The sequence below is a fragment of the Pseudomonas sp. 30_B genome (genome assembly GCF_017491605.1).
GTDB lineage: Bacteria > Pseudomonadota > Gammaproteobacteria > Pseudomonadales > Pseudomonadaceae > Pseudomonas.
Genome location: NZ_JAFGYY010000044.1, coordinates 1 through 24,073, shown reverse-complemented (window position 1 = coordinate 24,073; position 24,073 = coordinate 1). Strand labels below are relative to the sequence as shown.

Genomic DNA, 24,073 nt, shown 5'->3' with positions numbered 1-24,073 from the left:
GGCTTGGTGGTCATATCTGCCATACCTGTCTGCGCAAATTGGCCGCCCATTGTACACGAAATGAGCACTCTTCGGGGCGGTTATGGCACGAATGGTTCCACACCGCGCCAGCCGTCGCCTGTGCGGGGTCGGCGGTGCTACGCTCGGAGGCCCTGACGCGAGCATCGAGTCGCCCAATGCGCCTGTTGTCGTCCCGCCAGCGCAACGCGTTGCGCCTGGCCCGTTCGTTCCTCGCTCCGTATCGTTGGCGTGCCCTGGGGGCGCTGGTCGCCCTGTTGTTCACCGCAGCTATCACCCTGTCGCTGGGGCAGGGCATCCGCATGCTGGTGGACCAGGGCCTCGTCACCCAGTCCGCCGCGCTGCTCAACCGCGCCATCGGGGTCTTCTTCGTGCTGGTGGCGGGGCTCGCGGTGGGCACCTTCGTGCGTTTCTACCTGGTTTCATGGATCGGAGAGCGCTTCGTCGCCGACATCCGCCGACGCGTGTTCGACCATCTGGTCGAATTGCATCCGGGCTTCTACGAGAACAACCGCGCCTCGGAGATCCAGTCGCGCCTGACCGCCGACACCACGCTGCTGCAGACGGTGATCGGCTCTTCGCTGTCGATGGCGCTGCGCAACACGCTGATGCTGATCGGCGGCGTGGCGCTGATGTTCATCACCAATGCCAAGCTGACCAGCATCGTGGTCGCCTCGCTGCCGCTGGTGATCGCGCCGATCCTGCTGTTCGGCCGCCGGGTGCGCAGCCTGTCGCGGCAGAGCCAGGACCGCGTCGCCGATGTCGGCAGCTACGTCGGCGAGACCCTCGGCCAGATCAAGACGGTGCAGGCCTACAACCACCAGGCGCAGGATCGTCAGCGCTTCGGCGAAACCGTCGAGCAGGCCTTCGATACCGCGCGGCGGCGCATCCTGCAGCGCTCCTGGCTGGTCAGCGTGGTGATCCTGCTGGTGCTGGGCGCAGTGGGGGTGATGCTCTGGGTCGGCGGCATGGACGTGATCGCCGGGCGGATCACCGCCGGCGAGCTGGCGGCCTTCGTGTTCTACAGCCTGCTCGTCGGCATGGCCTTCGGCACCCTGAGCGAGGTGATCGGCGAGCTGCAGCGTGCCGCCGGCGCGGCCGAGCGCATCGCCGAGCTGCTGCGGGCGCGCAGTGATATCCACACGCCAGCCAGCGGCGTGCTGAAGCTGCCGCAGCGGGTCGGCGGCAGCCTGTCGCTGGAAGGGGTGCGCTTCGCCTATCCGTCGCGCCCGGAACAGTGGGCCATCGATGGCATCGACCTGCGTGTCGAGGCCGGGGAAACCCTGGCGCTGGTCGGGCCTTCCGGCGCCGGCAAGTCCACGCTGTTCGACCTGCTGCTGCGCTTCTACGATCCGCAGCAGGGGCGCATCCGCATCGACGGCCAAGCCATCGCCCAGCTCGACCCTGCCGACCTGCGGCGCAGCTTTGCCCTGGTATCGCAGAGCCCGGCGCTATTCTTCGGCAGCGTGGAGGAAAACATCCGCTACGGCCGCCCCGATGCCAGCGACGCCGAAGTCGAAGCCGCCGCCCGCGCCGCCCATGCACACGAATTCATCCTGCGTCTGCCGCAGGGCTACCAGACGCACCTGGGCGAGAGCGGCCAGGGGCTTTCCGGCGGCCAGCGCCAGCGTCTGGCAATTGCCCGCGCGCTGCTGGTGGACGCGCCGATCCTGCTGCTGGACGAAGCCACCAGCGCGCTCGACGCGGAGAGCGAACACCTGATCCAGCAGGCGCTGCCGGGGCTGATGAGCGGCCGTACCACGCTGGTGATCGCGCACCGGCTGGCGACCGTGCTGAACGCCGATCGTATCGCCGTGATCGACCACGGCCGGCTGGTGGCGCTGGGGCGGCATGCCGAATTGGTGAACAGCAGTCCACTGTATTCGCGCCTGGCCGAGCTACAGTTCGGGCAGGCACAGGATGTGTAGGGCCGGGAGATGTCTGGTCTTCGCTCGCGATTGGCACCGGAGCGGAATCTGTTCGCGAGCAAGCTCGCTCCTACAGGTATGGCACCGGCGCGCTTTTCGTAGGAGCGAGCTTGTTCGCGAACCGCACGGCACCGAACCCAATCGCGGATGGAGTCCGCTCCTACAGAAATCGACAGGCGCGGCGCGAGTTTCCTCTGTAGGAGCGGGCCATGCCCGCGATTCGCGCGCATGGCGCGCTCCTACAGGTTCAGATCTGGCTTAATCCGGTAACCGGCGGCAGCCATCAGACGCCAATGCGCGTAGAATGCCCGCCCCGTTCACGAGGTAAGCGTCATGGCAGTCATAGGTCGGTTCAATTCGTTGCAGGTGGCCAAGCACACCGATTTCGGTCTCTACCTGGATGGCGAGAGCCATGGCGAAATCCTGCTGCCCAAGCGTTATGTGCCGAAGAACGAACCCACCGAGGTGGGCGACTGGCTGAACGTGTTCATCTACCTGGACAGCGAAGATCGCCTGATCGCCACTACCCAGAAGCCCAAGGTGCAGGTCGGCGGCTTCGCCAGCCTCAAGGTGGTGGAGGTCAACCGCGTCGGCCTGTTCCTCGACTGGGGCCTGCCCAAGGACCTGCTCCTGCCGCACTCCGAAGAGAAGCGCCCGCTACAGGTTGGCGACTACTGCGTGGTCTACGTCTACCTCGACGAACGCACCCGCCGCATCACCGCCACCGCGCGCCTGGACCGCTACCTGGACAACACCCCGGCCAATTACAAGGTTGGGCAGCAGGTGGACCTGCTCGTCGTCGAGCGCACCGACCTCGGCTACAAGGCCATCATCGACGGCAAGCACTGGGGCCTGATCCACAAGAACGAAGTCTTCAAATTCATGCGCAACGGCCTGCGCGAGACCGGCTACATCAAGGAAATGCGCGCCGACGGCAAGATCAGCCTGAGCCTGCAACCGGCCGGCGCCGGCCTGTCCGATGCACTCAGCGAGCAGATCCTCAAGGCCCTGCGCGACGCTGGCGGCCGGCTGGCGCTGAGTGACAAGAGCCCGCCGGAGCTGATCGCGCAGCAGTTCGGCGTCAGCAAGGGCAACTTCAAGAAGGCCATCGGCGGCCTCTACAAGCAGGGCCTGATCACCATCCTCGACGACGGTATCGAGCTGGTCTGAACGGCTCAGCCACGCCCGCGCACGATGGATTCGGCAACCGCGCAACGCGGTTGCACCGGCGCCAGCGATGCCATGCGCTGCAGGTCCACCGGCTTGCCGGGTTCGGCGCCAAGCTGGCGGCGCAGGTCGTCGAAGACCTGGTCGTGCTCCTTGCGAAAACGCACCACCGCTCCCTGGCACAGGCGCAGGCCGTGGCGGCGCAGCAGGCGGGAGGCGCTGCTGGCGAAGTTGAAGGCGATGTCGCCGGGCAGTTCGAAGTCATCAACGAACGGCTGGCCGTCGATCTCGCCGTCCAGCTGGAACTTCACTCGCGCATCGCGGCTGGCCGGGTTCTCCACCTGGTAGTCGAGGCGGATGAGATAGTGCTGGCGGTCGATGCCCGGGCTGGATCGAATGATGATCTGCGCAGGTCGGGGCATGGAGTCCTCCTGGCGAATGCTGGCGCCGCAGGCCGCGGCCTGCCTTGACGCCTGATTCCGTTGCTTTCGAGGACTCAGTTTCGAGCCTGGGCGCACGGATCGGCCTGATATGTATCAAGGCGGGGCGAATCCAGCCGCACGACGCCTCTCCGCGGCGCCCGGGCGGCGCGGCAGGGGAGGCGCCTGCGCGTCACATCATGTGACGGAAGCGATTCCAGGCGTGTTCGACGGACACCAGCCAGCTCGGCATGGCCGCGCCGAAGCCGGCGATCTCCAGACGTGGGTGATGGCGCACCACCATGTCCAGCACGGGCTCCTGCTCGGGCTTCACGTCGACGAAGAACACATGCTGGCCAGCATGCAGGCTGGGCTCGAAGCGGCGCACGTCGCCGCTGGGGCGTTGCAGGCCGACGAAGCTGCCTTCCCACAGGCTGAAGCCCATCAGCACCGCGGCGAGGAACAGTACCGGAATCCAGCCCGCGGCGGTTTGCGTCCAGCCGCTGAAGTAGCCCACCACCAGTACCAGCACCGCCAGCATGGCGCCGATCAGCAGGCCGACCTTGCCCCAGTGCACCACGTCCTGTTTCATCATCGACGGCACCTGGTGCAGCCGATGATCCTTCAGCTCGGCATCCTGATCGCTCAGCACGTGCATTTGCTCCAGGCTGATGCCGCTTTGCGCCAGCTCCTGTTCGACCGTTTCCAGGTCGTCCAGGTTGTCGCTGATGTAGTAATGCCTGTTCATGACGAACCTCCGCCCCCAACCGGTCAAAACCCCCTGGGTTTGACAGGGATCTACCGTGAATTCCGGCAGATCGCCGCCATTTGCTGAATTTCGTCAGAGTTGAGTCTAGCACCGGCGGGGTGGCCCCGTGGTGCGGGGGCCCAGTGGTCGCCTGGCTTGCACGATGCCCGCGCATGGCCGAGGATGCCGCTTTCCAGCCAGTCCAGGGGCGAGAGCGAGATGATCCGCGAGATTCTCAAGATGGGTGACGAACGCCTGCTGCGTGTGGCGCCGCCAGTGCCCGCGTCGATGTTCGGCAGCGCCGAATTGCGGACGCTGATCGACGACATGTTCGAGACCATGCACCACGTCGGCGGCGTCGGCCTGGCTGCGCCGCAGATCGGCGTGGACCTGCAGCTGGTGATCTTCGGCTTCGAGCGCAGCGAGCGCTACCCGGATGCCCCGGCGGTGCCGCCGACCATCCTGCTCAACCCGGTGATCACGCCGCTCGGCGAGGAACTGGAGGAGGGCTGGGAAGGCTGCCTGTCGGTGCCGGGCCTGCGCGGCGCGGTGAATCGATACCGGTGCATCCGCTACCAGGGCGTCGACCCGCAGGGACAGCCGATCGACCGCAGCGTCGAAGGCTTCCATGCCCGTGTGGTGCAGCACGAGTGCGATCACCTGATCGGCCGGCTGTACCCGTCGCGGATCACCGATTTCAGCAAGTTCGGATTTACCGAGGTGTTGTTCCCGGGGCTCGATCCGAAGGCGGATGACTGAGATAGGCGGGTGCCGTCCTGTCGGTGACTGCGCTTTTGTAGGAGCGGACTTTGTCCGCGATGTTCTGGCGCAGGGGCTGATCGCGGACGGAGTCCGCTCCTACGAGAGCGGGTTCGATGCGAGGGGCGTGCAACCGTTCATGGGGGCGCCTATTGGCGCTTTTCGCGGGCATGGCCCGCTCCTACAAAAACCTTCCGAGGCCCCTGTAGGAACGGGCCATGCCCGCGAATCGCTTGATGCCGGGGTTGCCCGCAAGCGCATGGGCTCACGGGACTGAATTCGATAAGCGGATAGCCTCTCCCAAGGCTATCCGCGTGACGAGGGGCGTGCCCTCACGACGATTGCTGCGGGGTGCCCAGCAGTGTCTTGCCGGATTTCTTCTGCCGCTTGGCCATACGCTTTTCATGTGCGGTTTTCAGCGGCTTCTTCTTGCTTTGCTTTTTCGCGTCGAGACCTTTCATGACCTGTCCTCCGACGGGACGCCCTCGATCCGAGGGCGGACAGCTACAGCATAGCCTTCGGACGGCATGCCGCCTCGCCGTTCAGCCGCTGGCGAGGCGTTCCAGCTCGCGGCGCACCATCGCCGCGTAGTGGGGCGGCGTCAGGCGGTACAGCTCGGTGGCCACCCAGGGCAGCCAGCGCGCACCCATGGCCTCGCGCTCGGCCAGCAGGCGCCGGGCTTCGGCCTCGGCGCGCTGGGCGTGTTCCTGGTGGTAGTCGGCGCGACTCATGGGGCGGGGGATCAGCTCTTGGCGCAATTCAGGGTCTGCGGGTCGATGGTGATGCTGGCCAGCGGCTTGCCGTCGCTGCCGGTGTATTCGTGGGTGACGCTCAGGTGGTGCTCGCGGAAGCGCTGCAGCAGGTCGGTCTGCTGGCAGGTGGTGCCTTCCAGCTGCGTCTTCAGGCCGTTCTCGAACTTGGCGCGGGCGCCCAGGTCCATCTGGTCCAGGCGCAGGCTGGAAATCGCGTAGCGGTAATACAGCATCTTCTTCGCCGGGTCGAGTTGCACGCTGTTGAGGGTGGTGACCTTGTCCACCTTGTGCGGCAGGTTGGTGCGGGTGACCTGGTCGAAGTAGGTCACCGAGTCCTGGAGGAACTTGGCTTCATCGGCGGCCTCGTCGGCCTGTACGACGACGCTGGCCAGCAGCAGGAGGGGCAGGGCAAGGCGGGGAATCAGACGGATCGGCATGCGGTTTTCCTGTACGGCGAGAGAAGTGGGACGCGGAAGCGCCAGGAAGTTTATAGGCCATGGCGCGGTGTTCCGCCTGGCCAGTCGCGGCGGCTGTTCTTTCCGATTACTCTTGCACACCGCACGAGCCGGGCGTCGCTCCCGTCTCACCCCTCACGCCCATCCGGAGGCAGGCCCGCTGCCATGCTCGAACTGACTCAACTCGATCTCTCCACCGATTCCGCCGCGCAGCGCGTGGTCAAGGACGAAACCGTCACCGTCGAATTCGCCGTGGCGCCCGGTGAGCTGATGAGCCTGGAAGGCCCGAACCGCTATGCCCCCGGCGATGCGATCATCAGCAGCGCGACGGGCGAACGCTGGGTCGTCTCCCGCGAGCGTTTCGATCCGAAGTACCTGCCCGCCGACGCGGCGCTCACCCATGGCGAGCCCGGCGCCTATCGCAATCGGCCGACGGTGGTGCTCGCCCGGCGCATGGACGAGGAGTTCAGCCTCCTGCGCTCGACAGGCGGCGACCGCCTGACCGGCGCGGCTGGCGACTGGGTGATGCAGTACGCGCCCGGCGATTACGGCGTGGTGAAGGCGGCGCGATTCGCCAAGGTCTATCGCCTGGCCGACTGAGCCTTCCTTCGCACACCGTGCGCCCCTCCTGCTGGCACTGAACGGCGCCCAGCGGCTATGGTCTGTCCTGGCGGGCGCTCTGCGCCGCGCTTTCAAATGCAACTTTGCCCGCGTCGCGCAGGTCCACCCTGCACCAACGGCCGGCGGGCCAGCCAGCAGAAGGACGGAGCGGGATGCGATTCATGGATATGCGGGGGCTGAGCCTGGGTCCCTGGAAACTGATCAGCCTGACGGTGAAGGACTTTCTCGACGACGAGATGCCTACCTATGCCGCCGCGCTGGCCTACCAGGGGCTGTTCTCGCTGTTTCCCTTTCTGCTGTTCCTCATTGCCCTGCTGGGCTTCCTGCACCTGCCGGAGTTCTTCGACTGGCTGCGCGGGCAGGCCGACTATGTGCTGCCGGCGCAGGCGCTGGAGCAGGTCAATCCGGTGATCGACCAGTTGCAGCAGCGCCAGGGCGGCCTGCTGTCGATCGGTATCATTATTGCGCTGTGGTCGTCCTCGGCGGCGGTGCGCTCGCTGATGACCGCGCTGAATGCGGCCTACGACGTGCGCGAGAGGCGGCCGGCGTGGAAGCGCGTGCCGCTGTCGGTGCTCTACACCTTCGGCATCGTCGGCATGCTCCTGGTCATCGCCGCGCTGATGATCCTCGGCCCGCAGGTCATGGGCTGGATCGCCGCGCGGGTGGGGCTGGAGGACTACGTGGTGCTGCTCTGGAGCGTGCTGCGCTGGCCGGTCATCGTGCTGCTGATGATGATGGCGGTAGCGGTGATCTACTACGTCACGCCCAACGTGAAGCAGAGGTTCCGATTCATCACCCCCGGCTCGGTGCTCGCGGTGGTGCTGTGGATTTCCGCGTCCCTGGGGTTCGGTTTCTACGTGAAGAACTTCGCCGACTACAACGCCATGTACGGCAGCGTCGGCGCCATCATCGTCCTGCTGCTGTACTTCTACATTTCCTCGGCGGTGCTGTTGCTGGGGGCGGAGCTCAATGCGGTGATCGATCTCCACTTGCCCCACGACAAGGGGGCAGGCGAGCGGACCGTCGAGCAGCCCGCTCCGGCGCCGGACGAGCGTTAGCGGCGGACCTGCTGGCTGGCGAGCGCGGGCGGCGGCGCCAGCAGGTTGTCGACGACCATCAGCGACTGCTCGAAGGAGGGATAGCCGCTGCGGGCCACGTCCAGTCCCGAGTAGGCGCGCCGGTAGCGCAGGGCCTTGCCCGGATTGGCCTGCGCCACCAGATAGGGCTCGGACCAGACCTTGTACAGCAGCGCCACGGCATAGGGCTGGCCGGCGTCGGCGGCGTGCTCCAGCAGCGGCAGCACTTCGCTCACCTGTGGGCCTTCCTTGATCTTCAGCAGCGCCTTGTAGAAGCTCACTTCGCCGCGTTCATCGAAGGGCTGGGCGCGATCGAGCAGGGCGCCCGCCAGTTCGTAGTTGCCCGGGTCGCCGGAGGCGATCAGCATCTTCGCCTGCAGCATGTCGTTACGGTAGAGCAGGCGCTCGACATGACAGCGCTGGCTGCCCATGGACGCCTCGCAGGGCGCGATGGTGGCGCTGGAGCAGCCGGCCAGCAGCAACGAAATGCCCAGCATGGCCGTCAGGTAAGGCGGTTGAGGCTTGCCCATGGAAGTCCCCCGGAAGCGAATGGCAGAAATCGACCGGTCTGTGTGCGCCGGTTCTGTCTATTGGCCATCAGCATAGCCGCTACGCTCTCGCACGGCTTCGAAACCGGGCAAGTGCGGCCGGTGGTGGAGCGGTAAATCGAAAAGTGGCGGGCATTGGCGGGATGGGTAGAGCGGCCTGCCGAGCTTGAGGAATTTCCATGAGACGACTGCTGTTCGTTGCACTGATCGCGCTGGTCGCGCCCCTGGTGCTGGCCGAGGACGGACACTGGCAAGCCACCTGGAGCGCCAGTCCGCAGCGCACCTGGGGCAGGGAAGTACCGCTGCCGGTGGGCGTGCCGGCGGTGATCGGCAACCATACGTTGCGCCAGGTGGTGAAGGTCAGCCTGGGCGGGCGCCGGCTGCGCATCGCCTTGTCCAACACCTACGGCAGCCAGCCGGTGGCCATTGGCGGCGCGGCGGTGGCGTTGGCCGCGCCGGGTGGTCGCCTGGGCGGTGCCAGTCACCGCCTGACCTTTTCCGGCCAGCCCACGGCCTATATCGCTCCCGGCGCCCAATTGCTCAGCGACCCGCTGGATCTCGCCGTGCCGGCGCTGGGCGAGCTGACGGTATCGCTCTACCTGCCGCAGCCGACCGTCATCGAGAGCTTCCACTGGGACGGCAAGCAGCGCGTCTATGGCGAGCCGGGCGAGCAGGTCGACGCCGTACGCCTGCCGCCGGAGGGCAAGGTGGAAGCGCGGCTGTTCCTCGCCGATGTGCTGGTGGAGTCCGTCGAGCCGCGCCCGGTGGTGGCGGTGCTGGGCGACTCCATCACCGACGGCCGCGGCGCCAGCCTCGACGGCAACCAGCGCTGGCCGGACGTGCTGGCGCAGCGCCTGGCCACGCGCAAGGTAGGGGTGATCAACGCCGGTATCTCCGGCGCGCGGCTACTCTCCGACGGCATGGGGCAGAGCGCCCTGGTGCGCTTCGAACGCGATGCGCTGGACAAGCCGGGGGTGAAGGCGGCCATCGTCCTGCTGGGCATCAACGACATCTCCTGGCCCGGCAGCACCTTCGCGCCTAACAACCCGCTGGTGCAGTTCGAGGACCTAGTGGCGGGCTACCGTCAGCTCATCGCCCAGGCCCATGTGCGGGGCGTGCGTATCGTCGGAGCGACCCTGCTGCCGTTCGAGCGGGCGTTGAGCGGATCGGTGGTGGAGAACTACCACGCGGCCAACAAGGAAGCATTGCGCCAGCAGGTGAACCGCTGGATACGCGAAAGCGGAGAGTTCGATGCGGTGATCGACCTGGATGCCCGCCTGCGCGATCCGGCACGGCCGTTGCGCCTGCTGCCGGCCTACGACAGCGGCGATCACCTGCACCCGGGGGATGCCGGGAACCGGGCGATGGCCGAAAGCGTGGACCTGGATGCGTTGCTGCAGGGCCTGTGAGGGGCTTTGGCGGGCGTACTACCGATTCTGACCATCGACGCGGAGGTAGGATTCGGGGTGGCCTGCGATCAAGGCCACGCGACGTGTCACGTCGGCCGTCATACGCCCTGCGTGAGCGTTCGTGTCTGCGGTGTAACGGTCTCGCTGCCGGGCTGGGAGCGCCCTACGCCCCGAACACCGAGCCCATGCTGTCGTCGTCCATCCCGCGTTCCAGCTTGATCTTCAGCGCGAGGTCGGTGCGCGAGTCGGCGAACTTGAGCGCGTCGGAGACGCTGATGCGACCTTCCTCCAGCAGCTTGTAGAGGCTCTGGTCGAAGCTCTGCATGCCGCTTTCCAATGCGCGCTCCACCGCGCCCTTGAGCTCCGGCAGCTCGTCGCGCTGGATGATGCCGCGAATGTGCGGCGTGCCCAGCATCAGTTCCACCGCTACCGCGCGGCGCTGGCGTGTGCCGGGGACCAGGCGCTGGCCGATCAGTGCCAGCAGGTTCTGCGACAGGTCGGCGAGTACCTGCGGGCGGGCTTCGTCGGGGAAGAAGCGGGTGATGCGCTCGATGGCATGGCGGCAACTGGTGCCGTGCAGGGTGGCCACGCACAGGTGGCCGGTTTCGGCGTAGTGCAGGGCGTTCTGCATGGTCGGCGCGTCGCGGATTTCGCCGAGCATGATCACGTCCGGCGCCTCGCGCAGCACGTTGCGCAGGGCGTCGGCGTAGCTGTGGGTATCCAGGCCCACCTCGCGCTGGTCGATGATCGACTTCTGGTGAGAATGGAGGAATTCGATCGGGTCTTCGATGCAGACGATGTGCCCGGAGCGGTGGCGATTGCGGAAGTCCAGCATGCTCGCCAGGGTGGTGGACTTGCCTGCGCCGGCCGCGCCGACCACCAGGATCAGTCCGCGATCCTGCATTGCCAGCTTGTCGAGGATCGGCGGCAGGCCGAGGGTTGCCACGTCCGGAATCACCTGCTTGATCAGCCGCACCACCATCGCCACCTCGCCGCGCTGGTAGTAGATGTTGGCGCGGAAGCGGCCCAGCTCCGCCACGCTGATGGCCAGGTTCATCTCCAGGTCGCGTTCGAACTCCGTCACCTGCTCGGGCGTCATCAATTGCCAGGCCAGGGTCTTCACTTCGCCGGTGGCCAGCGCGCGCTCGCCCACCGGCCGGCTGTGCCCTTCGATCTTGAGGTGCGGCGGCGCGCCGACGCTGAAGAACATGTCGGAGCCGGCGTTCTGTGGCAGCTGGGCCAGGTAGCTGAAGACATCGGGCAGGGCGGTGGCGCTGGCAGTGCTCATGGGAACATCCTTCGTTCGGCGGTGGGCCCGGCGGTCAGGGCACGTCTGTATTCAGACTAGCCGGGACGCAGGTTGTAGGGCGCGAGCGTAGGAAAGGTATGAGGAGTCTGCGTTGACGCACCGCACGGGATTGCGAGGCCCGACCTTAGCGCTAGGCCGTTTCCGCTTGCTGCTGGCTGACGCCCAGCGCCTCCCGTAGCTGGTCGGTATCCAGCGGCTTGTGCAGCAGGCGATAACCGTGGGCGGTCGCTTCGCGGAGGCGCTCCGGCGAGGTGTCGCCGGTGACGATCAGCGCCGGCACCTTGCGCGACAGGTAGCTGCGGATACGCCGGATCACTTCCTCGCCGGTCTGCCCCTCGCCCAACCGGTAGTCGGTGAGGATCAGATGGACGGGCGCCGGGCCGCGATGACTGGCTTCGATGTGCCGCTGGCAGGCCTGCAGCGCCGTGGTGCCTGGATAGACGCGATGTCCCCAGACCTCCAGCAGGTTGCAGAGGGCGTGCAGGACGTCGCGCTCATCGTCCACCACCATGATGCCCAGGCCTTTGGTGTCGGGCTCTTCGGGCAGGGGACAGGTGGCCGGGCTGGCAGCCGGTGCCTGCACCAGGGGCAGGCGGACCGCGAACAGCGAGCCGCGTCCGGGCTGCGATTGCAGGCGCAGAGGGTGGCCGAGCAGGCGGGCGGTATGGCGAACGATGGCCAGGCCCAGGCCGAGGCCCTGCTTGCGGTCGCGCTCGGCGTTGTGCAGCTGGACGAACTCCTCGAAAACCATCTCCTGCTGGCTGGGATGGATGCCGATGCCGCTGTCCAGTACCTGGATTTCCACTTCCTGGCCGTGGCGGCGACAGCCCAGCAGCACGCCGCCGCTGTGGGTGTAGCGGAAGGCGTTGGCCAGCAGGTTGTCCAGCAGCCGCTTGAGCAGCACCGGGTCGCTGTCCACCCACAGCCGGCTGCCGCACACCCGCCAGCGCAGGCAGCGCTCAGCGGCGGTGCCGGCGAACTCCAGTTGCAGGTCGGTGAACAGCCGCTGCAGGGCGATGGGCTCGCGGGCCAGCGGCACCACCCCGGCGTCGAGTCGGGAGATGTCCAGCAGGCCGTTGAGCAGGCTGCCCAGGTTGCCGAGCATGGCGCGCAGGCGCGTGGCGATGTCCCGCGCCTTGAGGGCGTCCACCGGGCCGCGCTCGGCCAGCGAGGCGAGCGCGCCGACGAACAGGCCCAGGGCGTGGATCGGCTGGCGCAGGTCATGGCTGGCGGCTGCGAGGAACCGCGTCTTGGCATGGTCGGCGGCCTGGGCGCGGTCGCGTTGCTCCTTGAGGTCCTGCACCAGCTCCGAGTTCTCCAGGCGCAGGCGGACGGTTTCGCAGAGGCTGCGGTAGGTGACCCGGCTGTAGTACAGGTTCACCCCGGCCAGGCAGGCGATGAAGAAGCTGTAGGTAGCGAACTGTTCGTCGCGGCGGCTCAGACACAGCGCCAGCAGCGGCAGCAGCATGGCGGCGAGCGAACCGACATAGGCGGGCGGATAGGCCGACAGCGACGGCACCGCGCCGCACACCAGCCCTGTCAGCACGATGCAGGTGAAGGCGAAGAGCTGCGGGTCGCCGTGGGCGAAGCCCACCCAGCCGAGCCAGCCCCACAGCAGGCTGCTGAACCACGACAGCAGCGTGGCCGTCCACGGCCAATACCTGCCCGGCGTGCCCGCGGGGGCTTGCCGGAAGTACGCGCGTGCCAGGACAATCCGTCCCAGCGTGAGCACGTAGAGCGCGGCCAACCAGACCCCCATCGCCGTCGGCGACAGGGCGTTGCGGAAGATGTACAGCACCGGCAGCGGTATCACCAGGTTGGCGAAGAGCACGGCATAGGACTGGCGGAACAACAGATCGACCAGTTCGCGTTGCTGAGGGCTGCTGTGCATTTCGATGGCCTCAAGGAGACGAACGATGGAAGGGAAGCGCTTGCGGGTGCTGGTCGCCGACGACCATGGCATCGTGCGCGATGGACTGCGTCTGTTGCTCTCGACCCTGGAGGCGGTCGAGGTGGTTGGCGAGGCCGGCGATAGCATCCGCCTGCAGTCGCTGCTGGAGGAATGCCCGGCCGACCTGTTGCTGCTGGACCTGAACATGCCGGGGCTCAACCGCCTGCAGGTCATCCACGACCTGCGCCAGCGCCACCCGCGCCTGAAGATCCTGGTGCTCACCGCCAACACCGAGCTGGCCACCGTGCGCTCGGTACTCGACGCCGGCGTGCAGGGTTACCTGAGCAAGGGCGAGGAAACCAGCGAGCTGCTCGAGGCGATCGACGCCCTGCGTGCCGGGCAGACCTACCTGGCGCGCAGCCTGCGCTTCATCCTCGACAGCCCCCACGTGCGCCCGCGCGACGAAGCCAACCTGCTGGCGGCGGTGCAACTGACCCGGCGTGAACGGCAGATTCTCACCCTTGCCGCCCAGGGCCGCAGTGCACGGGAAATCGCCGAGCACTTCAGCATCAGCCCGCTCACCGTGCGCAAGCATCGCGAGAACCTGATGCGCAAACTCGACCTGCACAGCCCCGCGGAACTGACGGCCTACGCCGTACGTCTGGGAGTCCCCAGCGCCTGAACCTTGCCTGTGCGTACTACGCGTGCGAGGGCGCATGCCGTCGATTCCTTCCAACCTGTGGGAGCACAGCCTAACGCCGCTCTTGCGCAGAAAAAATACGGCAACTGCCGTATGTGCCTGACCGGCCCACGTCCCTAACCTTCCCGCCACTGGCTCGCCGCTCCCTTGTGAGGCGCCAGACCATCATTCGTGATCAAGGGAAGGATCAGATCATGCTGCAGTCTGCCTACTGGGCCTCGTTCGCCTTGGCGACCCTGGCCTTCGCCTGCATGCCAGGCCCCGCCATCCTCTACATGACCTCGCAGACCCTCGCCCACGGCCGCCGCTCCGGCCTGCATGCGGCGCTGGGCATCCACCTGGGCTGCTACGTGCACATCCTTGCCGCCAGCGCCGGGCTCGCTGCGCTGCTGCACCATGCGCCCACCTTGTACCTGGGCCTGAAGCTGGCCGGCGCGGCCTACCTGATCTGGCTGGGCGGCTCGATGATCCTGGGCCAGCGCCGGCTGCTCGAAGGTGCTGAAGAAGCGGCCGAGGCGCATCCGCAGGTGCTGCGCGACAGCATCGTGGTGGAGATGCTCAACCCCAAGACTGCGCTGTTCTTCCTGACCTTCCTGCCGCAGTTCGTCGACCCGGCCGCCAGTCTGCCGGTGGGCCTGCAGTTCTTCATCCTCGGGGTGATCGTCAACCTGGTGTTCTCCAGCGCCGACGTGCTCGCCGTACTGTTCGCCTCGCTGCTGCTCGGCGTGCTGGGAGAAGGGCGCGGCAAGCGCCTGATGCCGCGGGTATGCGGCTCGATACTGGTGGGGCTGGGGGTAATGCTGGCAGCCCGTGGCGGGCCGGTGTGAAGGCAGGGCGCCGCGCCCATCGACGGGCACGGCGCGGGCGGAGCGGATCAGTCCTCGCGGCTGGTCACTTCCACCAGGTGGTAGCCGAACTGGGTCTTTACCGGACCCTGCACGACGTTCAGCGGCGCGCTGAACACGACCTGGTCGAACTCGCGAACCATCTGGCCCGGACGGAAGCTGCCCAGGTCGCCGCCGCTGCGGCCGGACGGGCAGGTGGAGTTGTCGCGGGCCACCTGGGCGAAATCGGCGCCGCCTTCGATGGCAGCTTTGAGTTCATTGCACTTGGCTTCGCTGGAAACCAGGATGTGACGGGCGGATGCACGGGCCATGGGATAACTCCTGAACAGGCAGTAGGAAAGGGCGAAGCCTAGCTGATTCGCGGGCGGAACCCAATGCCGGGTGCCCGGTGGCGCGGCGATGTTGGACCTGCGAGGTTCATCCGGCTAGCTCGGAGCAATAAGGCCCGGCTCTTGTAGGAGCGAGCTTGCTCGCGAACCGCCTGGCATCGGAGTGGTCGGGAGGTTCAATCGCGGACGCAGTCCGCTCCTACGGAGGCGTGTCCTGGCAAATTGTTGCGAGGCGAACCTGCTCTTGTAGGAGCGGACTCTGTCCGCGATCAGTCCAGCACCGGAACCGCCGGCAAGTCCGTTCGCGAGCAAGCTCGCTCCTACGAAAGGCGCTTCATGACGCCTGGGTGCCGAACACCTCGGCCAGGTGCCGCTGGTAACGCTCCACATCGCCCTCGATATCCGGACGCTTCATCACATCCACGCAGAGGAAGGTCGGCAGCGGGCTCATGCCCAGGAACTGGTTGGCCTTGTGGAAGGGGAAATACACCGCGTCCACACCCTTGCCCTCGAAGAAATCGGTCGGGTCGTCGAAGGCCTGCTGCGGCGCGTTCCAGGTGGCCGAGATCATGTATTGCTTGCCGTGCAGCAGGCCGCCGCTGCCGTACTTCTGCGAGGCGTCGGAGCGGGTGCGGCCGTCGTTGGCGTAGAGGCTGCCGTGGCCGGCGGTGAAGACCTCGTCGATGTACTGCTTGACGGTCCAGGGCGCACCCATCCACCAGCCGGGCATCTGGTAGATCACCACGTCGGCCCAGAGCATCTTCTGCACTTCCTCGGCCACGTCGTAGCCGCCGTTCACGAAGGTTTCCTTCACGTCGCAGCCGGCGCGGTCGAGGTAAGCGATGGCGGCTTCGTGCAGGGTGGCGTTGTAGCGGCCGTCGGAATGGGCGAACTGCTTGCCGCCATTGATCAGCAGGATCTTTTTCATGGGAAGGACTCTCGAAGTGACGAATGCTGGATGGCGGCAGGATATCGACGCGTGCACGCGGGAAAAACCCGTTCCCCGACAAAGGATATGTGCGCAAGACTCACGAATACTGCTGATTGGTTTGCGTCAGGATAGGGGAATTCATCCGCCATCCCGAGGCCCACGCCCATGTACGCCTTCATCCTCCAGGCCCACACCCGTCCGGAAAAGTCAGAAGCCTTCGAGAACCTGTTCCGCACCTACCTCGCACCGAGCCGTGCCGAGGACGGCTGCGTCCAGTACCACATGCTGCGTGACGCCAGCGATCCGACCCTGTTCACCTTCTTCGAGGTCTGGCAGAGCCGCGAGCACCTGGCCGTGCACACGGCGCTGCCGCACATGCGCGAATTCCACGAGCAGCGCATGGACTATCTGCGCCGCGATTTCGACATCCAGGAAGTCGAGGTGATGGTGCCGCTGGCGGGCTGACCCGCTTCACGCCACCACCTTGTTGCGCCCCGCCGCCTTGGCCTCGTAGAGATTCGCGTCCGCCGCCGCGACCAGTGCTTCGACGCTGTCCGCCGGGGTATCCGAGGTGCTCGCCACGCCGATACTGATGGTCACCACGCCGCGATCGCCCTTGGCGTGGGGCAGGGCGGTTTCCTCCACGGCGCGGCGAATCGATTCGGCCACGCGTTCCGCGGCGGCGGTATCGCAGCCGGGCAGGATGACCACGAACTCCTCGCCGCCGTAGCGTGCCGCGCCGTCGCTCTCGCGGCGGCAGCCCTGGCGGACGAGGTGCGCCACGTTGATCAGCGCCAGGTCGCCGCGCGGGTGGCCGTAGTGGTCGTTGTAGGCCTTGAACTGGTCGATATCCAGCATCAGCACCGCCAGGTCGCCGTCACCGTCGCGGCGGCGTTGCCATTCGAGTCGAGCCTTGTCGTCGAACCAGCGGCGGTTGTGCAGGCCGGTCAGCGGGTCGGTGTCGGCCTCGGTGCGCAGGCGGTTTTCCTTGGCGTCGCGGCGGCGCAGGTGGCGGGTCAGGCGGAAGGCGAAGAAGAGCGTTGCGGCGTTGATCGCCAGCAGCAGCCCGCTGGTGGTCCAGTTGCGGCCGGTCCAGGTCTGGAAGATATCCTCCCGGTATAACTCGACCGAGACCGTCACCGGATAGTCGCCGACACGCCGATAGCCTCGCCAGTAAGCGTCCGAACCATAGGGCTGCTGGCTGAAAGACTCCTTCTCGCCACTGGCGACGAAACTGCGGAACGTCCTGCTCTCATCCTCGCTGTCGCGCGCTGGCGCCGGCGGCCATTGGGCCAGGACCGTGCCGTCGAGCAGGCGGATCGACACCACCTCGCGCTTGCCCAGGTCCAGTTCACGGACGAAGGTTTCCAGGTGCCGCAGTTCCTTGATCGCCGCGACCACGCCGAGGAAGTTGCCGTGCTTGTCCTGCACGGCACGGCTGAGCGCGATGCTGGGCAAGGTACCCGGGTAGGGGGGCAGGAACGGATGACTCAGGAACAGGCGCGAAGGGTAGTCGCGCGCGCCCCGGAAATACTCGCGCCGGGACAGGTCCTTGTGTGCCTCGCCAAGGTGGTTGAGGTCCACCAGCAGGTGGCCCTTCGCATCGGTCACCACCAGCGTGCCGGCCTGCGCGGCCCCGGCGGCGTGCCCCTGCACCAGTTCCTGCAACACCTGCCGGGACAGTTCGGGGGTGGCCGGGCCGGCCATGACGTTGGCGAGCGTTTGCAGGGTTTGCCAATGCACATCCAGGTCTCGGTGGAGGTCCCGTTCCACCAGCATCAGGGTGTTCTTGCCGCTGGCGTGGGCATAGGCCAGCGCATCCTGCCTCATCTGCAGCATGTGCCAGCCGGCCAGCAGCGAGGCCGCCACCGCCAGCAGGACGGTAATCAGGAAAACACGACGCGGGTAGAACACAGCAGCACCTCCCGCCTTGTTCGAGCGCTGTTGGGAAAACGTTCGGTTTCTTTCATTGTCTGACAGGCTGAAAGCGGTGCAATCGAAGTAGAACCAACCCTTGTCGCAGATCAGGCCGCCGCGGGAAATAACTCATCGATCAGGCTGCAACCGGTTCTGACGCGGTGCCGATCGCTCGCGAGCGCAGCCAAACGCCAAAGAATCACGCATCATGTACGCCATTTCGCCAAGGGGAATCCTGCATGGGTGCCACGTCCTACATCCCGCGTAGCCTGCTGTTGTCGCTGGGGCTGCTGTCCGCCACCTTCGCTGTCGCCGCCGAACAGGAACAACTGGTCGAAGCCATCAACGCCTACCGTGGCGAGGTGCAGTCCTGCGCCGGCAGCGCCTCGCAGGTTCTCCCGCCGCTGGCGGTGGAGCAGCGTTTGGCGATCCCCGCCGGCGTCGGCGACTGGAAGACCGCGTTGAACCAGACCGGCTACCCGATGAGCAGCGTGCGCATGCTCAGCCTCACCGGCCCGCGCGACGTGAACGCGGCGATGAAGGCCCTGCAGGAGAGCTTCTGCCAGGTGCTGCTCGACCCGCAGTTCGTCGACGTTGGCGTAAGCCGCGAGGGCGAAGACTGGCGCGTTCTCCTTGGCCGTCCGCTGCTGCAAGGCAAGCTCGGTACCTGGGAGGCCGAAGGCCAGCAACTGCTGCAGGCCATCAACGCCGCCCGTGGCCAGGCGCGCCAGTGCGGCGGACAGAACTTCGGCAACGCCCCCGCGCTGACCTGGAACGCCACCCTCGGTACTATCGCCGAAGGCCATAGCCGCGACATGGCCAACAACAACTACTTCGACCACAAGGGCCGCGACGGCAGCACCCCTGGCGACCGCGCCGAACTGGGCGGCTATACGTTCCAGCAGATCGGCGAGAACATCGCCGCCGGCCAGGGCAACGCACGCAAGGTGGTGGACAGCTGGCTGTCCAGCCCCGGCCATTGCGCCAACCTGATGAACCCGCAATTCCGCGAACTGGGCGCGGCCTACGCCGCCGACCCGAAGAGCGACGCGGGCATCTACTGGACGGCGCTGTTCGGGGCGCAGTAAGCGTGTTTCGGCCGGCACCGATCCCCCTGTAGGAGCGAGCTTGCTCGCGAACCCGCCGAAAGGCAGTCGGCCTGCGCCGACCATCGCGGAGAAGCTCCGCTCCTACGAGAGCGTCTCTCCCGCAGGGAGTACAACGCTCCGCGTTATACGTCGATTGACCTTGGCTTCAAGGCACTCCAGATCGGACCGCGACACCAACGGCGGCCCACGCTGAATCGGCGTACGTACGGTGCCAATCCCTCAGCGCTGACCGGCGGCGCTCCCGCCGTCGGCATCGCCCTGCTGGCGCTGTCCCTTCACCTTCGCCGCCAGAATCGCCGCCTCGACCGCTTTCAGCGTGCCCGCACCGGCCGGGAATTCCAGCACGCCGCTCTCGGCGAGGGTGGCGACGCGCTCGCCGTCATTCAGCGTGAACTCCAGAAACGCCAGGTGCTCCGACTAGGAGCGGTAGCGCCGCACCATGAACAGGCTGTGGCGGCTGCGCACCGAACTGATCGTCTCCAGGGCAATCTGCCGGTGGCTGTCCTGGCCGCAGAGCACCAGCTCACCCTTGTCGATGAACGCCGGTTCCGCCTTCGACACCCGCCGCCATTCCACCGCGAAGCGCCCGCCGAGCAGCAGCAGGCAGAGGGGCAGGGCGGAGAACAGGGCAACGACGCCATTGAACACCTTGATCAGCGTGAGGACGGCCATCGCCAGCAGGATCAGCAGGGTGACGGCGCGGTAGAAGTGGACATTGTCGAACTCGGTCTGTGGCAAGAACCGGACTTCCATGTACCTGTTTCCTCGGCGGCTGCGAAACGTTTCCAGCCAGACGTTTTAGCAGACTGGGGTGGGCTTGCTACGCGAGGCCGGTCACGGCATGGGCTATGCGCAAAAGAAAAACCGGCGCCAGGGCGCCGGTTTTTTCTGTGTCGCTGCGGTAGTCCGAGGGGACTTCCCGTCCGAACCTGTCGCTTAGTGCGCCTGGTTCAGGGTCAGGCGCATATGACGGTTCACATCCTTGTACAGCAGGTAGCGGAAGCGACCGGGGCCACCGGAGTAGCAAGCCTGCGGGCAGAAGGCGCGCAGCCACATGAAGTCGCCGGCTTCCACTTCGACCCAGTCCTGGTTCAGGCGGTAGACCGCCTTGCCTTCCAGCACGTACAGGCCGTGTTCCATGACGTGGGTCTCGGCGAACGGAATCACGCCGCCCGGCTCGAAGTTCACGATATTCACGTGCATGTCATGGCGCATGTCGCTCATGTCGACGAAGCGGGTGGTGCTCCAGCGGCCTTCGGTATCCGGCATCACCTTCGGCTCGATGTCCTGCTCGTTGGTGACGAAGGCTTCCGGCAGCGGTACGCCGTCGACCTTCTGATAGTGCTTGCGGATCCAGTGGAAGCGGGTGTGCTGGCCGGAGGTGTTGCGCACCTTGTAGTCCGCGCCCGGCGGAATGAAGGCGTAGCCGCCCGGCTGCATGTTGTGGACCTGGCCCTGCAGGGTCAGGGTCAGCTCGCCTTCGACGATGAACAGCACCGCCTCGGCGTTGACGTCCTGCTCCGGCTTGTCGCTGCCGCCGTTGGGGGCCAGCTCGACGATGTACTGGGAGAAGGTCTCGGCAAAGCCGGACAGCGGGCGGGCGATGACCCACATGCGCATGTTGTCCCAGAAGGGCAGGTGGCTGGTGACGATGTCACGCATCACGCCCTTGGGGATCACGGCATAGGCTTCGGTGAACATCGCGCGGTCGGTGAGCAGCTCGGTCTGTGCCGGGTGCCCGCCGTGCGGCGCGTAATAGCTGGTTTTGGCCATGGGGGATTTCCTCATTGTTGTCTTGCTGCCCGGCGCCTGGCGCCGGGTCGAACAATTCGTGCGGATCGGTGCGCCGCCAGGGCGTTGTCCGTCGCTGAGAGCCACGATATCCAGCGGCGGGTTCATGCACAAATTAAATGTTGGAATCCGCCGTATTCACTTTTCAAATGCGTGAGCGCGCGGCTCAGCCCTGCGTGTCCTGGGCCAGAACCCGCGACAGCACGCGGGCGAGTTCCTTCACCTTGGGGTCCGCCGCCGGGCGATGCAGCAGCGCCACCTCGAACACGTCCACCGAGGGCAGGCCGGTGTTCTTCGGCAGCACCGCGTGTTCCGCCGTCACCGCCCGCTGCGGCAACAGGCCGATGCCCATGCCGTCGGCGATGGCCGACTGAATGCCGGAAAGGCTCGAACTGGTGAAGCTGATGTGCCAGCGCCGGCCCACCGCTTCCAGCGCGGCGATCATCTCGTCGCGGTACACCCCGCGCGGCGGGAAGGTCACGATGGGCAGCGGGTCCAGCTCGATGCAGGGATTCTTTGCGCTATCCACCCAGCGCGTTTTCTCCGGCCAGCAGGCCACCGCCTCGCGGGCGTTCTGCCGCTGCTTGAGCAGCACCAGGTCCAGTTCGCCGCGGTCGTAGCTGGCGGAGATATCGCGGCTCAGGCCGCTGGTGACCTCCAGCTTCACCTGCGGGTAGCGCCGGTTGAAGGCCGCCAGTTGCTCGGTGGTGCGACCGGTGGCGAAGTCATCCGGCACGCCGATGCGCACCGTCAACGCTACCGTGGCGCCGGACAGCGCCTCGACCATCTCGTCGTTCAGCGCCAGCAGGCGCCGCGCGTAGCCCAGCAGCGTCTCGCCGGCATCGGTGGGCAGCACGTCGCGGTTGCCGCGCTCCAGCAGGCGATGCCCGGCCATCTCTTCAAGGCGGCGAATCTTCTGGCTGATGGTCGACTGGGTGGAGTGCAGGCGCGTGGCGGCCGTGGTGAAGCTGCCGCAATCGGCCACCGTGACGATGGCCCGGAGCAGATCGAGGTCGAACAGGCGGGTATTCGATTTTTCACTTTCGCTCATGGCGGAATCTATTTTCTGAATGTCGATTCCGCTTTTAGCAGCTCACCTGTGGGCCGGCAATCATCCCTTGCTAGTTGTCGGTGAACTTCGACCAGGGATCACCCGAGCCCGCACGCCGGTCGCCCTTGCGGCGGTCCGCCTCGAAACGGATGCTCTGCCGCCGGTCCGTGCCGCTGCGACGATCCTTCCCGTGGCGGGTATCGACCATGAACTTCGGCTTGGCAGGCGCAGCGGATGCGGGCGGCGGCGCCTCGTCCGGCTCCAGCGGGACCAGGCTGAGTTCGTCGAGGTTCAGCTTGCCTTCAGTGCTCATTGCGTCACTCCTGTGCATCGCACAGCAATGAGCGTAGATCAGGGCGACAGATTTGTAGGAGCGAGCTCGCTCGCAAACCCGCGCCATCCGTCACCTGCGCGTAGGGCGTACAACCGTTCGCGGTTGTACGCCGATGCACCGCGCCTCATTACTCGTTTCGAAGCCAGGCTCGGAGTGCGCTTGGTGACATTTATGTGGCCAATGCACAGCACGCCCCCGGAGAGGCCGTCTAGACTCTGCACACTCAGAACTTACCCCCGTGGAATCACAAGGAGCGTCACCATGAAAGGTTCTTCCAAACTTCTGCCTCTGCTGGCTATTGCCGCTGCGCTGTCCGGCTGCATGAACGATCAACAGTTCATCGCTGCCAACCAGCAGGCCGCCCTCAACGCCACCGAGTCGCGGGCGAAGTTCGAGCTCAATTGCCAGCAGGTGAATTCCAGCGTGCTGTCGAGCAAGGTCACGGATACCCGCTTCGGCTACCAGCGCACCGAGTACACCATCGGCGTGCGCGGCTGCGGCCGGCAGGCGACCTACCTGACCTATTGCCTCGACACCACCAACTGCAATGCCCTGAGCGACACCGCGCGGATCGGCAACGAGTAAGCCAGGAGTGCGGCGGTGGCGGTTGTTGCCACCGCACGTTGCGCAATGAGGCGGGAGCTGAGCGTTCTGCCGAGGAATCAGCGCAGGCCCCTGGCTGGCAGGGGCCGGTGTTTCGTCAGGCGGCGGAAAGGACCCGGATCGGGCTCGGCTGGGGCTTCCTGAGGGTTTGCAGCAGCAGCGGGTCATCGTCGAGCCAGCCGAGTGCGGCCAGGTTCAGTCGCTCATCGAGCAGTGCGCAGATCGCCAGGGCGGCAGCGGCACGGTCTTCCCTGGCTTCGCGGATCGCATTCTCAATCTCTTTTCTCAGTTTCATCTCGTCATTCCTAAGCGCCGGGGTGGATGGCATGGCCCCTCGCCAGGCGTGGGGCAACTCACGGTGGGTGTCGCATAGGTACGTGGAACCGGGAGGACGACGCGTCTTGCCGCCGCCGCATCCGCTCGAACGAAACGTGGCACCCGGCATCCTCGGCCGGCGCGTGGCGCGAGGGGAGGCCGGGTGTTCTCCACGATTTCCAAGGTCGCTTTGGCAGATTAACGGTGTCTTAAGGGACCGGCGGGCCCGCCGACTTCGGAAAATACCTACCGGTATTGCACGTCGAGCGGCCGGACTGGACTGCTGGCGGATGAGCCGGCGACACGGTGGGAGCCGCCGGCCGCGCCCGGAGCAAGCCGGGTGGTCAGCCCTGGGCCTTGAGGCGCCCGGAGGCTTTCAGGAGGTTGATCTCGTTCTGCAGCAGCGGGTCGTCGTCGAACCAACCCTGTGCGGACAGCCCCAATCTGGATTCGAGCAGCAGACAGATGGCCAGCGCCGCATTGGCGCGGTCTTCGTTGGCTTCGCGAATCGCAGTCTCGATTTCCTTGCGTAGTTTCATCGTCTCGTACCTGTGGGCGTGGCCCCTGGTTGTGCGTGGGCGGCAAGGTTGCGCGCTCCCCGCAGGGATTCGGAACAGCGGTGGCAAGCCGGCTGCTGCCGCTGACGGCCCCTTTTATATTCCTATTTGGGCGCCGGAACTTTCCTATCCGGGTCCTCAATAACCTGAGTGGCGGTCTTGTGCGCAATGTCGCGGATAGGGCGTCCTACGCCATTTCTGCCGCTTGGCAGGCTGGACTTTTACGCGCCACGCAGGAATCGACGACGGCGCCTGTAGGACCGAGGGGACGCCCAGTCCTTGCTCGCGAACTGGTTGGGCTGAGGTGTTCATGCGCCGCTTCGGTGTGTGCTGAGAGATTTTGTTTCGCCCCCTCGGGCGAGTCACTTCTTCCAAACGCCGTGTACGGACCGGGTACATAGCTGACAGGTGTGCGGGGACATGGTTGACACTTTCCGGCGAGCAGCCTTGTCGGGAATCCACACCATGCCCTGGAACACGAGAGATGCCAT

29 protein-coding genes are annotated in these 24,073 nt (G+C 66.2%); 11 read left to right on the top strand and 18 right to left on the bottom strand.

The genetic code is table 11. The features are described from left to right. Positions 1-176: 176 nt before the first annotated feature. Positions 177-1,946: an ABC transporter transmembrane domain-containing protein gene (locus J5M67_RS26605; RefSeq protein WP_207888417.1), complete on the top strand. Its 1,770-nt coding sequence runs from the start codon at positions 177-179 to the stop codon at positions 1,944-1,946. A 333-nt stretch (positions 1,947-2,279) separates the two neighbouring features. Further along, the gene (locus tag J5M67_RS26600; RefSeq protein ID WP_207888416.1) at positions 2,280-3,116 is read left to right on the top strand and encodes a S1 RNA-binding domain-containing protein; all 837 of its coding nucleotides are present in this window, start codon (positions 2,280-2,282) and stop codon (positions 3,114-3,116) included. A gap of 5 nt (positions 3,117-3,121) precedes the next feature. Here J5M67_RS26600 and J5M67_RS26595 read toward each other — a convergent pair whose 3' ends face one another. After that, positions 3,122-3,535 (bottom strand): DUF5064 family protein, encoded by a 414-nt coding sequence (locus tag J5M67_RS26595; protein ID WP_207888415.1) that lies wholly within the window; start codon positions 3,533-3,535, stop codon positions 3,122-3,124. 190 nt (positions 3,536-3,725) lie between these two features. Then, positions 3,726-4,280, bottom strand: coding sequence for a magnesium transporter (locus J5M67_RS26590; protein ID WP_207888414.1), 555 nt, complete (start codon positions 4,278-4,280; stop codon positions 3,726-3,728). Between the two features lie 219 nt (positions 4,281-4,499). Between J5M67_RS26590 and def the strand changes: the two genes are divergently transcribed. Next, positions 4,500-5,039: a peptide deformylase gene (gene def, locus J5M67_RS26585; RefSeq protein ID WP_207888413.1), complete on the top strand. Its 540-nt coding sequence runs from the start codon at positions 4,500-4,502 to the stop codon at positions 5,037-5,039. 332 nt (positions 5,040-5,371) lie between these two features. On the opposite strand, the gene J5M67_RS29805 is transcribed toward def, so the two are convergent. The 3 genes from J5M67_RS29805 to J5M67_RS26575 all read right to left on the bottom strand — a co-directional run bounded on the left by J5M67_RS29805 (position 5,372) and on the right by J5M67_RS26575 (position 6,228). Beyond that, positions 5,372-5,500 (bottom strand): hypothetical protein, encoded by a 129-nt coding sequence (locus tag J5M67_RS29805; RefSeq protein ID WP_279381585.1) that lies wholly within the window; start codon positions 5,498-5,500, stop codon positions 5,372-5,374. Between the two features lie 81 nt (positions 5,501-5,581). Then, positions 5,582-5,770: a hypothetical protein gene (locus J5M67_RS26580; RefSeq protein ID WP_207888412.1), complete on the bottom strand. Its 189-nt coding sequence runs from the start codon at positions 5,768-5,770 to the stop codon at positions 5,582-5,584. An 11-nt stretch (positions 5,771-5,781) separates the two neighbouring features. Further along, complete coding sequence (locus tag J5M67_RS26575) at positions 5,782-6,228, bottom strand: hypothetical protein (RefSeq protein WP_207888411.1); 447 nt, start codon at positions 6,226-6,228, stop codon at positions 5,782-5,784. 183 nt (positions 6,229-6,411) lie between these two features. On the opposite strand from J5M67_RS26575, the gene J5M67_RS26570 reads away from it, so the two are divergent. Then, entirely contained in the window at positions 6,412-6,846 is a 435-nt protein-coding gene (locus tag J5M67_RS26570) for a PGDYG domain-containing protein (protein WP_207888410.1), read from the top strand. Between the two features lie 173 nt (positions 6,847-7,019). Continuing rightward, positions 7,020-7,925 (top strand): YihY/virulence factor BrkB family protein, encoded by a 906-nt coding sequence (locus J5M67_RS26565; protein ID WP_207888409.1) that lies wholly within the window; start codon positions 7,020-7,022, stop codon positions 7,923-7,925. Here J5M67_RS26565 and J5M67_RS26560 read toward each other — a convergent pair. Beyond that, positions 7,922-8,473, bottom strand: coding sequence for a hypothetical protein (locus J5M67_RS26560; RefSeq protein WP_207888408.1), 552 nt, complete (start codon positions 8,471-8,473; stop codon positions 7,922-7,924). The two genes, J5M67_RS26565 and J5M67_RS26560, sit on opposite strands and share 4 nt — an antisense overlap. A gap of 197 nt (positions 8,474-8,670) precedes the next feature. Here J5M67_RS26560 and J5M67_RS26555 point away from each other — a divergent pair, with 197 nt between their 5' ends. Continuing rightward, the gene (locus J5M67_RS26555) at positions 8,671-9,900 is read left to right on the top strand and encodes an SGNH/GDSL hydrolase family protein (RefSeq protein ID WP_207888407.1); all 1,230 of its coding nucleotides are present in this window, start codon (positions 8,671-8,673) and stop codon (positions 9,898-9,900) included. Positions 9,901-10,063: 163 nt separating this feature from the next. Here the strand turns inward: J5M67_RS26555 and J5M67_RS26550 are convergent, their stop codons facing one another. Continuing rightward, entirely contained in the window at positions 10,064-11,188 is a 1,125-nt protein-coding gene (locus tag J5M67_RS26550; RefSeq protein ID WP_207888406.1) for a PilT/PilU family type 4a pilus ATPase, read from the bottom strand. 151 nt (positions 11,189-11,339) lie between these two features. After that, the gene (locus J5M67_RS26545; RefSeq protein WP_207888405.1) at positions 11,340-13,100 is read right to left on the bottom strand and encodes a hybrid sensor histidine kinase/response regulator; all 1,761 of its coding nucleotides are present in this window, start codon (positions 13,098-13,100) and stop codon (positions 11,340-11,342) included. Between the two features lie 25 nt (positions 13,101-13,125). On the opposite strand from J5M67_RS26545, the gene J5M67_RS26540 reads away from it, so the two are divergent. Continuing rightward, a complete protein-coding gene (locus J5M67_RS26540) occupies positions 13,126-13,782 on the top strand; it encodes a response regulator transcription factor (protein WP_207888404.1) in 657 nt (218 codons plus the stop codon). 212 nt (positions 13,783-13,994) lie between these two features. Beyond that, a complete protein-coding gene (locus J5M67_RS26535) occupies positions 13,995-14,627 on the top strand; it encodes a LysE family translocator (protein ID WP_207888403.1) in 633 nt (210 codons plus the stop codon). A gap of 47 nt (positions 14,628-14,674) precedes the next feature. On the opposite strand, the gene J5M67_RS26530 is transcribed toward J5M67_RS26535, so the two are convergent. Both J5M67_RS26530 and J5M67_RS26525 read right to left on the bottom strand, forming a co-directional pair. Beyond that, on the bottom strand, positions 14,675-14,956 hold the full coding sequence (locus tag J5M67_RS26530) for a peptidylprolyl isomerase (RefSeq protein WP_152222096.1): 282 nt from the start codon (positions 14,954-14,956) through the stop codon (positions 14,675-14,677). 352 nt (positions 14,957-15,308) lie between these two features. Beyond that, on the bottom strand, positions 15,309-15,902 hold the full coding sequence (locus J5M67_RS26525; RefSeq protein WP_207888402.1) for an NAD(P)H-dependent oxidoreductase: 594 nt from the start codon (positions 15,900-15,902) through the stop codon (positions 15,309-15,311). A 168-nt stretch (positions 15,903-16,070) separates the two neighbouring features. Here J5M67_RS26525 and J5M67_RS26520 point away from each other — a divergent pair, with 168 nt between their 5' ends. Continuing rightward, positions 16,071-16,370, top strand: a complete 300-nt coding sequence (locus tag J5M67_RS26520; RefSeq protein WP_207888401.1) for a putative quinol monooxygenase — start codon at positions 16,071-16,073, stop codon at positions 16,368-16,370. Positions 16,371-16,376: 6 nt separating this feature from the next. Here the strand turns inward: J5M67_RS26520 and J5M67_RS26515 are convergent, their stop codons facing one another. Next, the gene (locus J5M67_RS26515) at positions 16,377-17,819 is read right to left on the bottom strand and encodes a sensor domain-containing diguanylate cyclase (RefSeq protein WP_207888400.1); all 1,443 of its coding nucleotides are present in this window, start codon (positions 17,817-17,819) and stop codon (positions 16,377-16,379) included. Between the two features lie 242 nt (positions 17,820-18,061). On the opposite strand from J5M67_RS26515, the gene J5M67_RS26510 reads away from it, so the two are divergent. After that, a complete protein-coding gene (locus J5M67_RS26510) occupies positions 18,062-18,910 on the top strand; it encodes a CAP domain-containing protein (RefSeq protein ID WP_207888399.1) in 849 nt (282 codons plus the stop codon). Between the two features lie 240 nt (positions 18,911-19,150). Here J5M67_RS26510 and J5M67_RS29800 read toward each other — a convergent pair whose 3' ends face one another. The 5 genes from J5M67_RS29800 to J5M67_RS26490 all read right to left on the bottom strand — a co-directional run bounded on the left by J5M67_RS29800 (position 19,151) and on the right by J5M67_RS26490 (position 22,086). Then, positions 19,151-19,276, bottom strand: a complete 126-nt coding sequence (locus tag J5M67_RS29800; protein WP_279381584.1) for a hypothetical protein — start codon at positions 19,274-19,276, stop codon at positions 19,151-19,153. 72 nt (positions 19,277-19,348) lie between these two features. Then, positions 19,349-19,684 carry a hypothetical protein gene (locus tag J5M67_RS29675; RefSeq protein WP_243434900.1) on the bottom strand — a complete coding sequence of 112 codons (336 nt, stop codon included), beginning with the start codon at positions 19,682-19,684 and terminating at the stop codon, positions 19,349-19,351. A gap of 183 nt (positions 19,685-19,867) precedes the next feature. Continuing rightward, positions 19,868-20,704, bottom strand: coding sequence for a bifunctional allantoicase/(S)-ureidoglycine aminohydrolase (locus tag J5M67_RS26500; protein WP_152222109.1), 837 nt, complete (start codon positions 20,702-20,704; stop codon positions 19,868-19,870). A 184-nt stretch (positions 20,705-20,888) separates the two neighbouring features. Further along, a complete protein-coding gene (locus J5M67_RS26495; protein WP_207888398.1) occupies positions 20,889-21,773 on the bottom strand; it encodes a LysR family transcriptional regulator in 885 nt (294 codons plus the stop codon). Positions 21,774-21,843: 70 nt separating this feature from the next. Beyond that, a complete protein-coding gene (locus J5M67_RS26490) occupies positions 21,844-22,086 on the bottom strand; it encodes a hypothetical protein (RefSeq protein ID WP_207888397.1) in 243 nt (80 codons plus the stop codon). Between the two features lie 282 nt (positions 22,087-22,368). Here J5M67_RS26490 and J5M67_RS26485 point away from each other — a divergent pair, with 282 nt between their 5' ends. Beyond that, the gene (locus J5M67_RS26485) at positions 22,369-22,692 is read left to right on the top strand and encodes a hypothetical protein (RefSeq protein WP_207888396.1); all 324 of its coding nucleotides are present in this window, start codon (positions 22,369-22,371) and stop codon (positions 22,690-22,692) included. A gap of 115 nt (positions 22,693-22,807) precedes the next feature. Here J5M67_RS26485 and J5M67_RS26480 read toward each other — a convergent pair whose 3' ends face one another. Further along, entirely contained in the window at positions 22,808-23,005 is a 198-nt protein-coding gene (locus J5M67_RS26480; protein ID WP_207888395.1) for a hypothetical protein, read from the bottom strand. A 364-nt stretch (positions 23,006-23,369) separates the two neighbouring features. Further along, entirely contained in the window at positions 23,370-23,564 is a 195-nt protein-coding gene (locus J5M67_RS26475; RefSeq protein WP_207888394.1) for a hypothetical protein, read from the bottom strand. Positions 23,565-24,073: the final 509 nt, after the last annotated feature.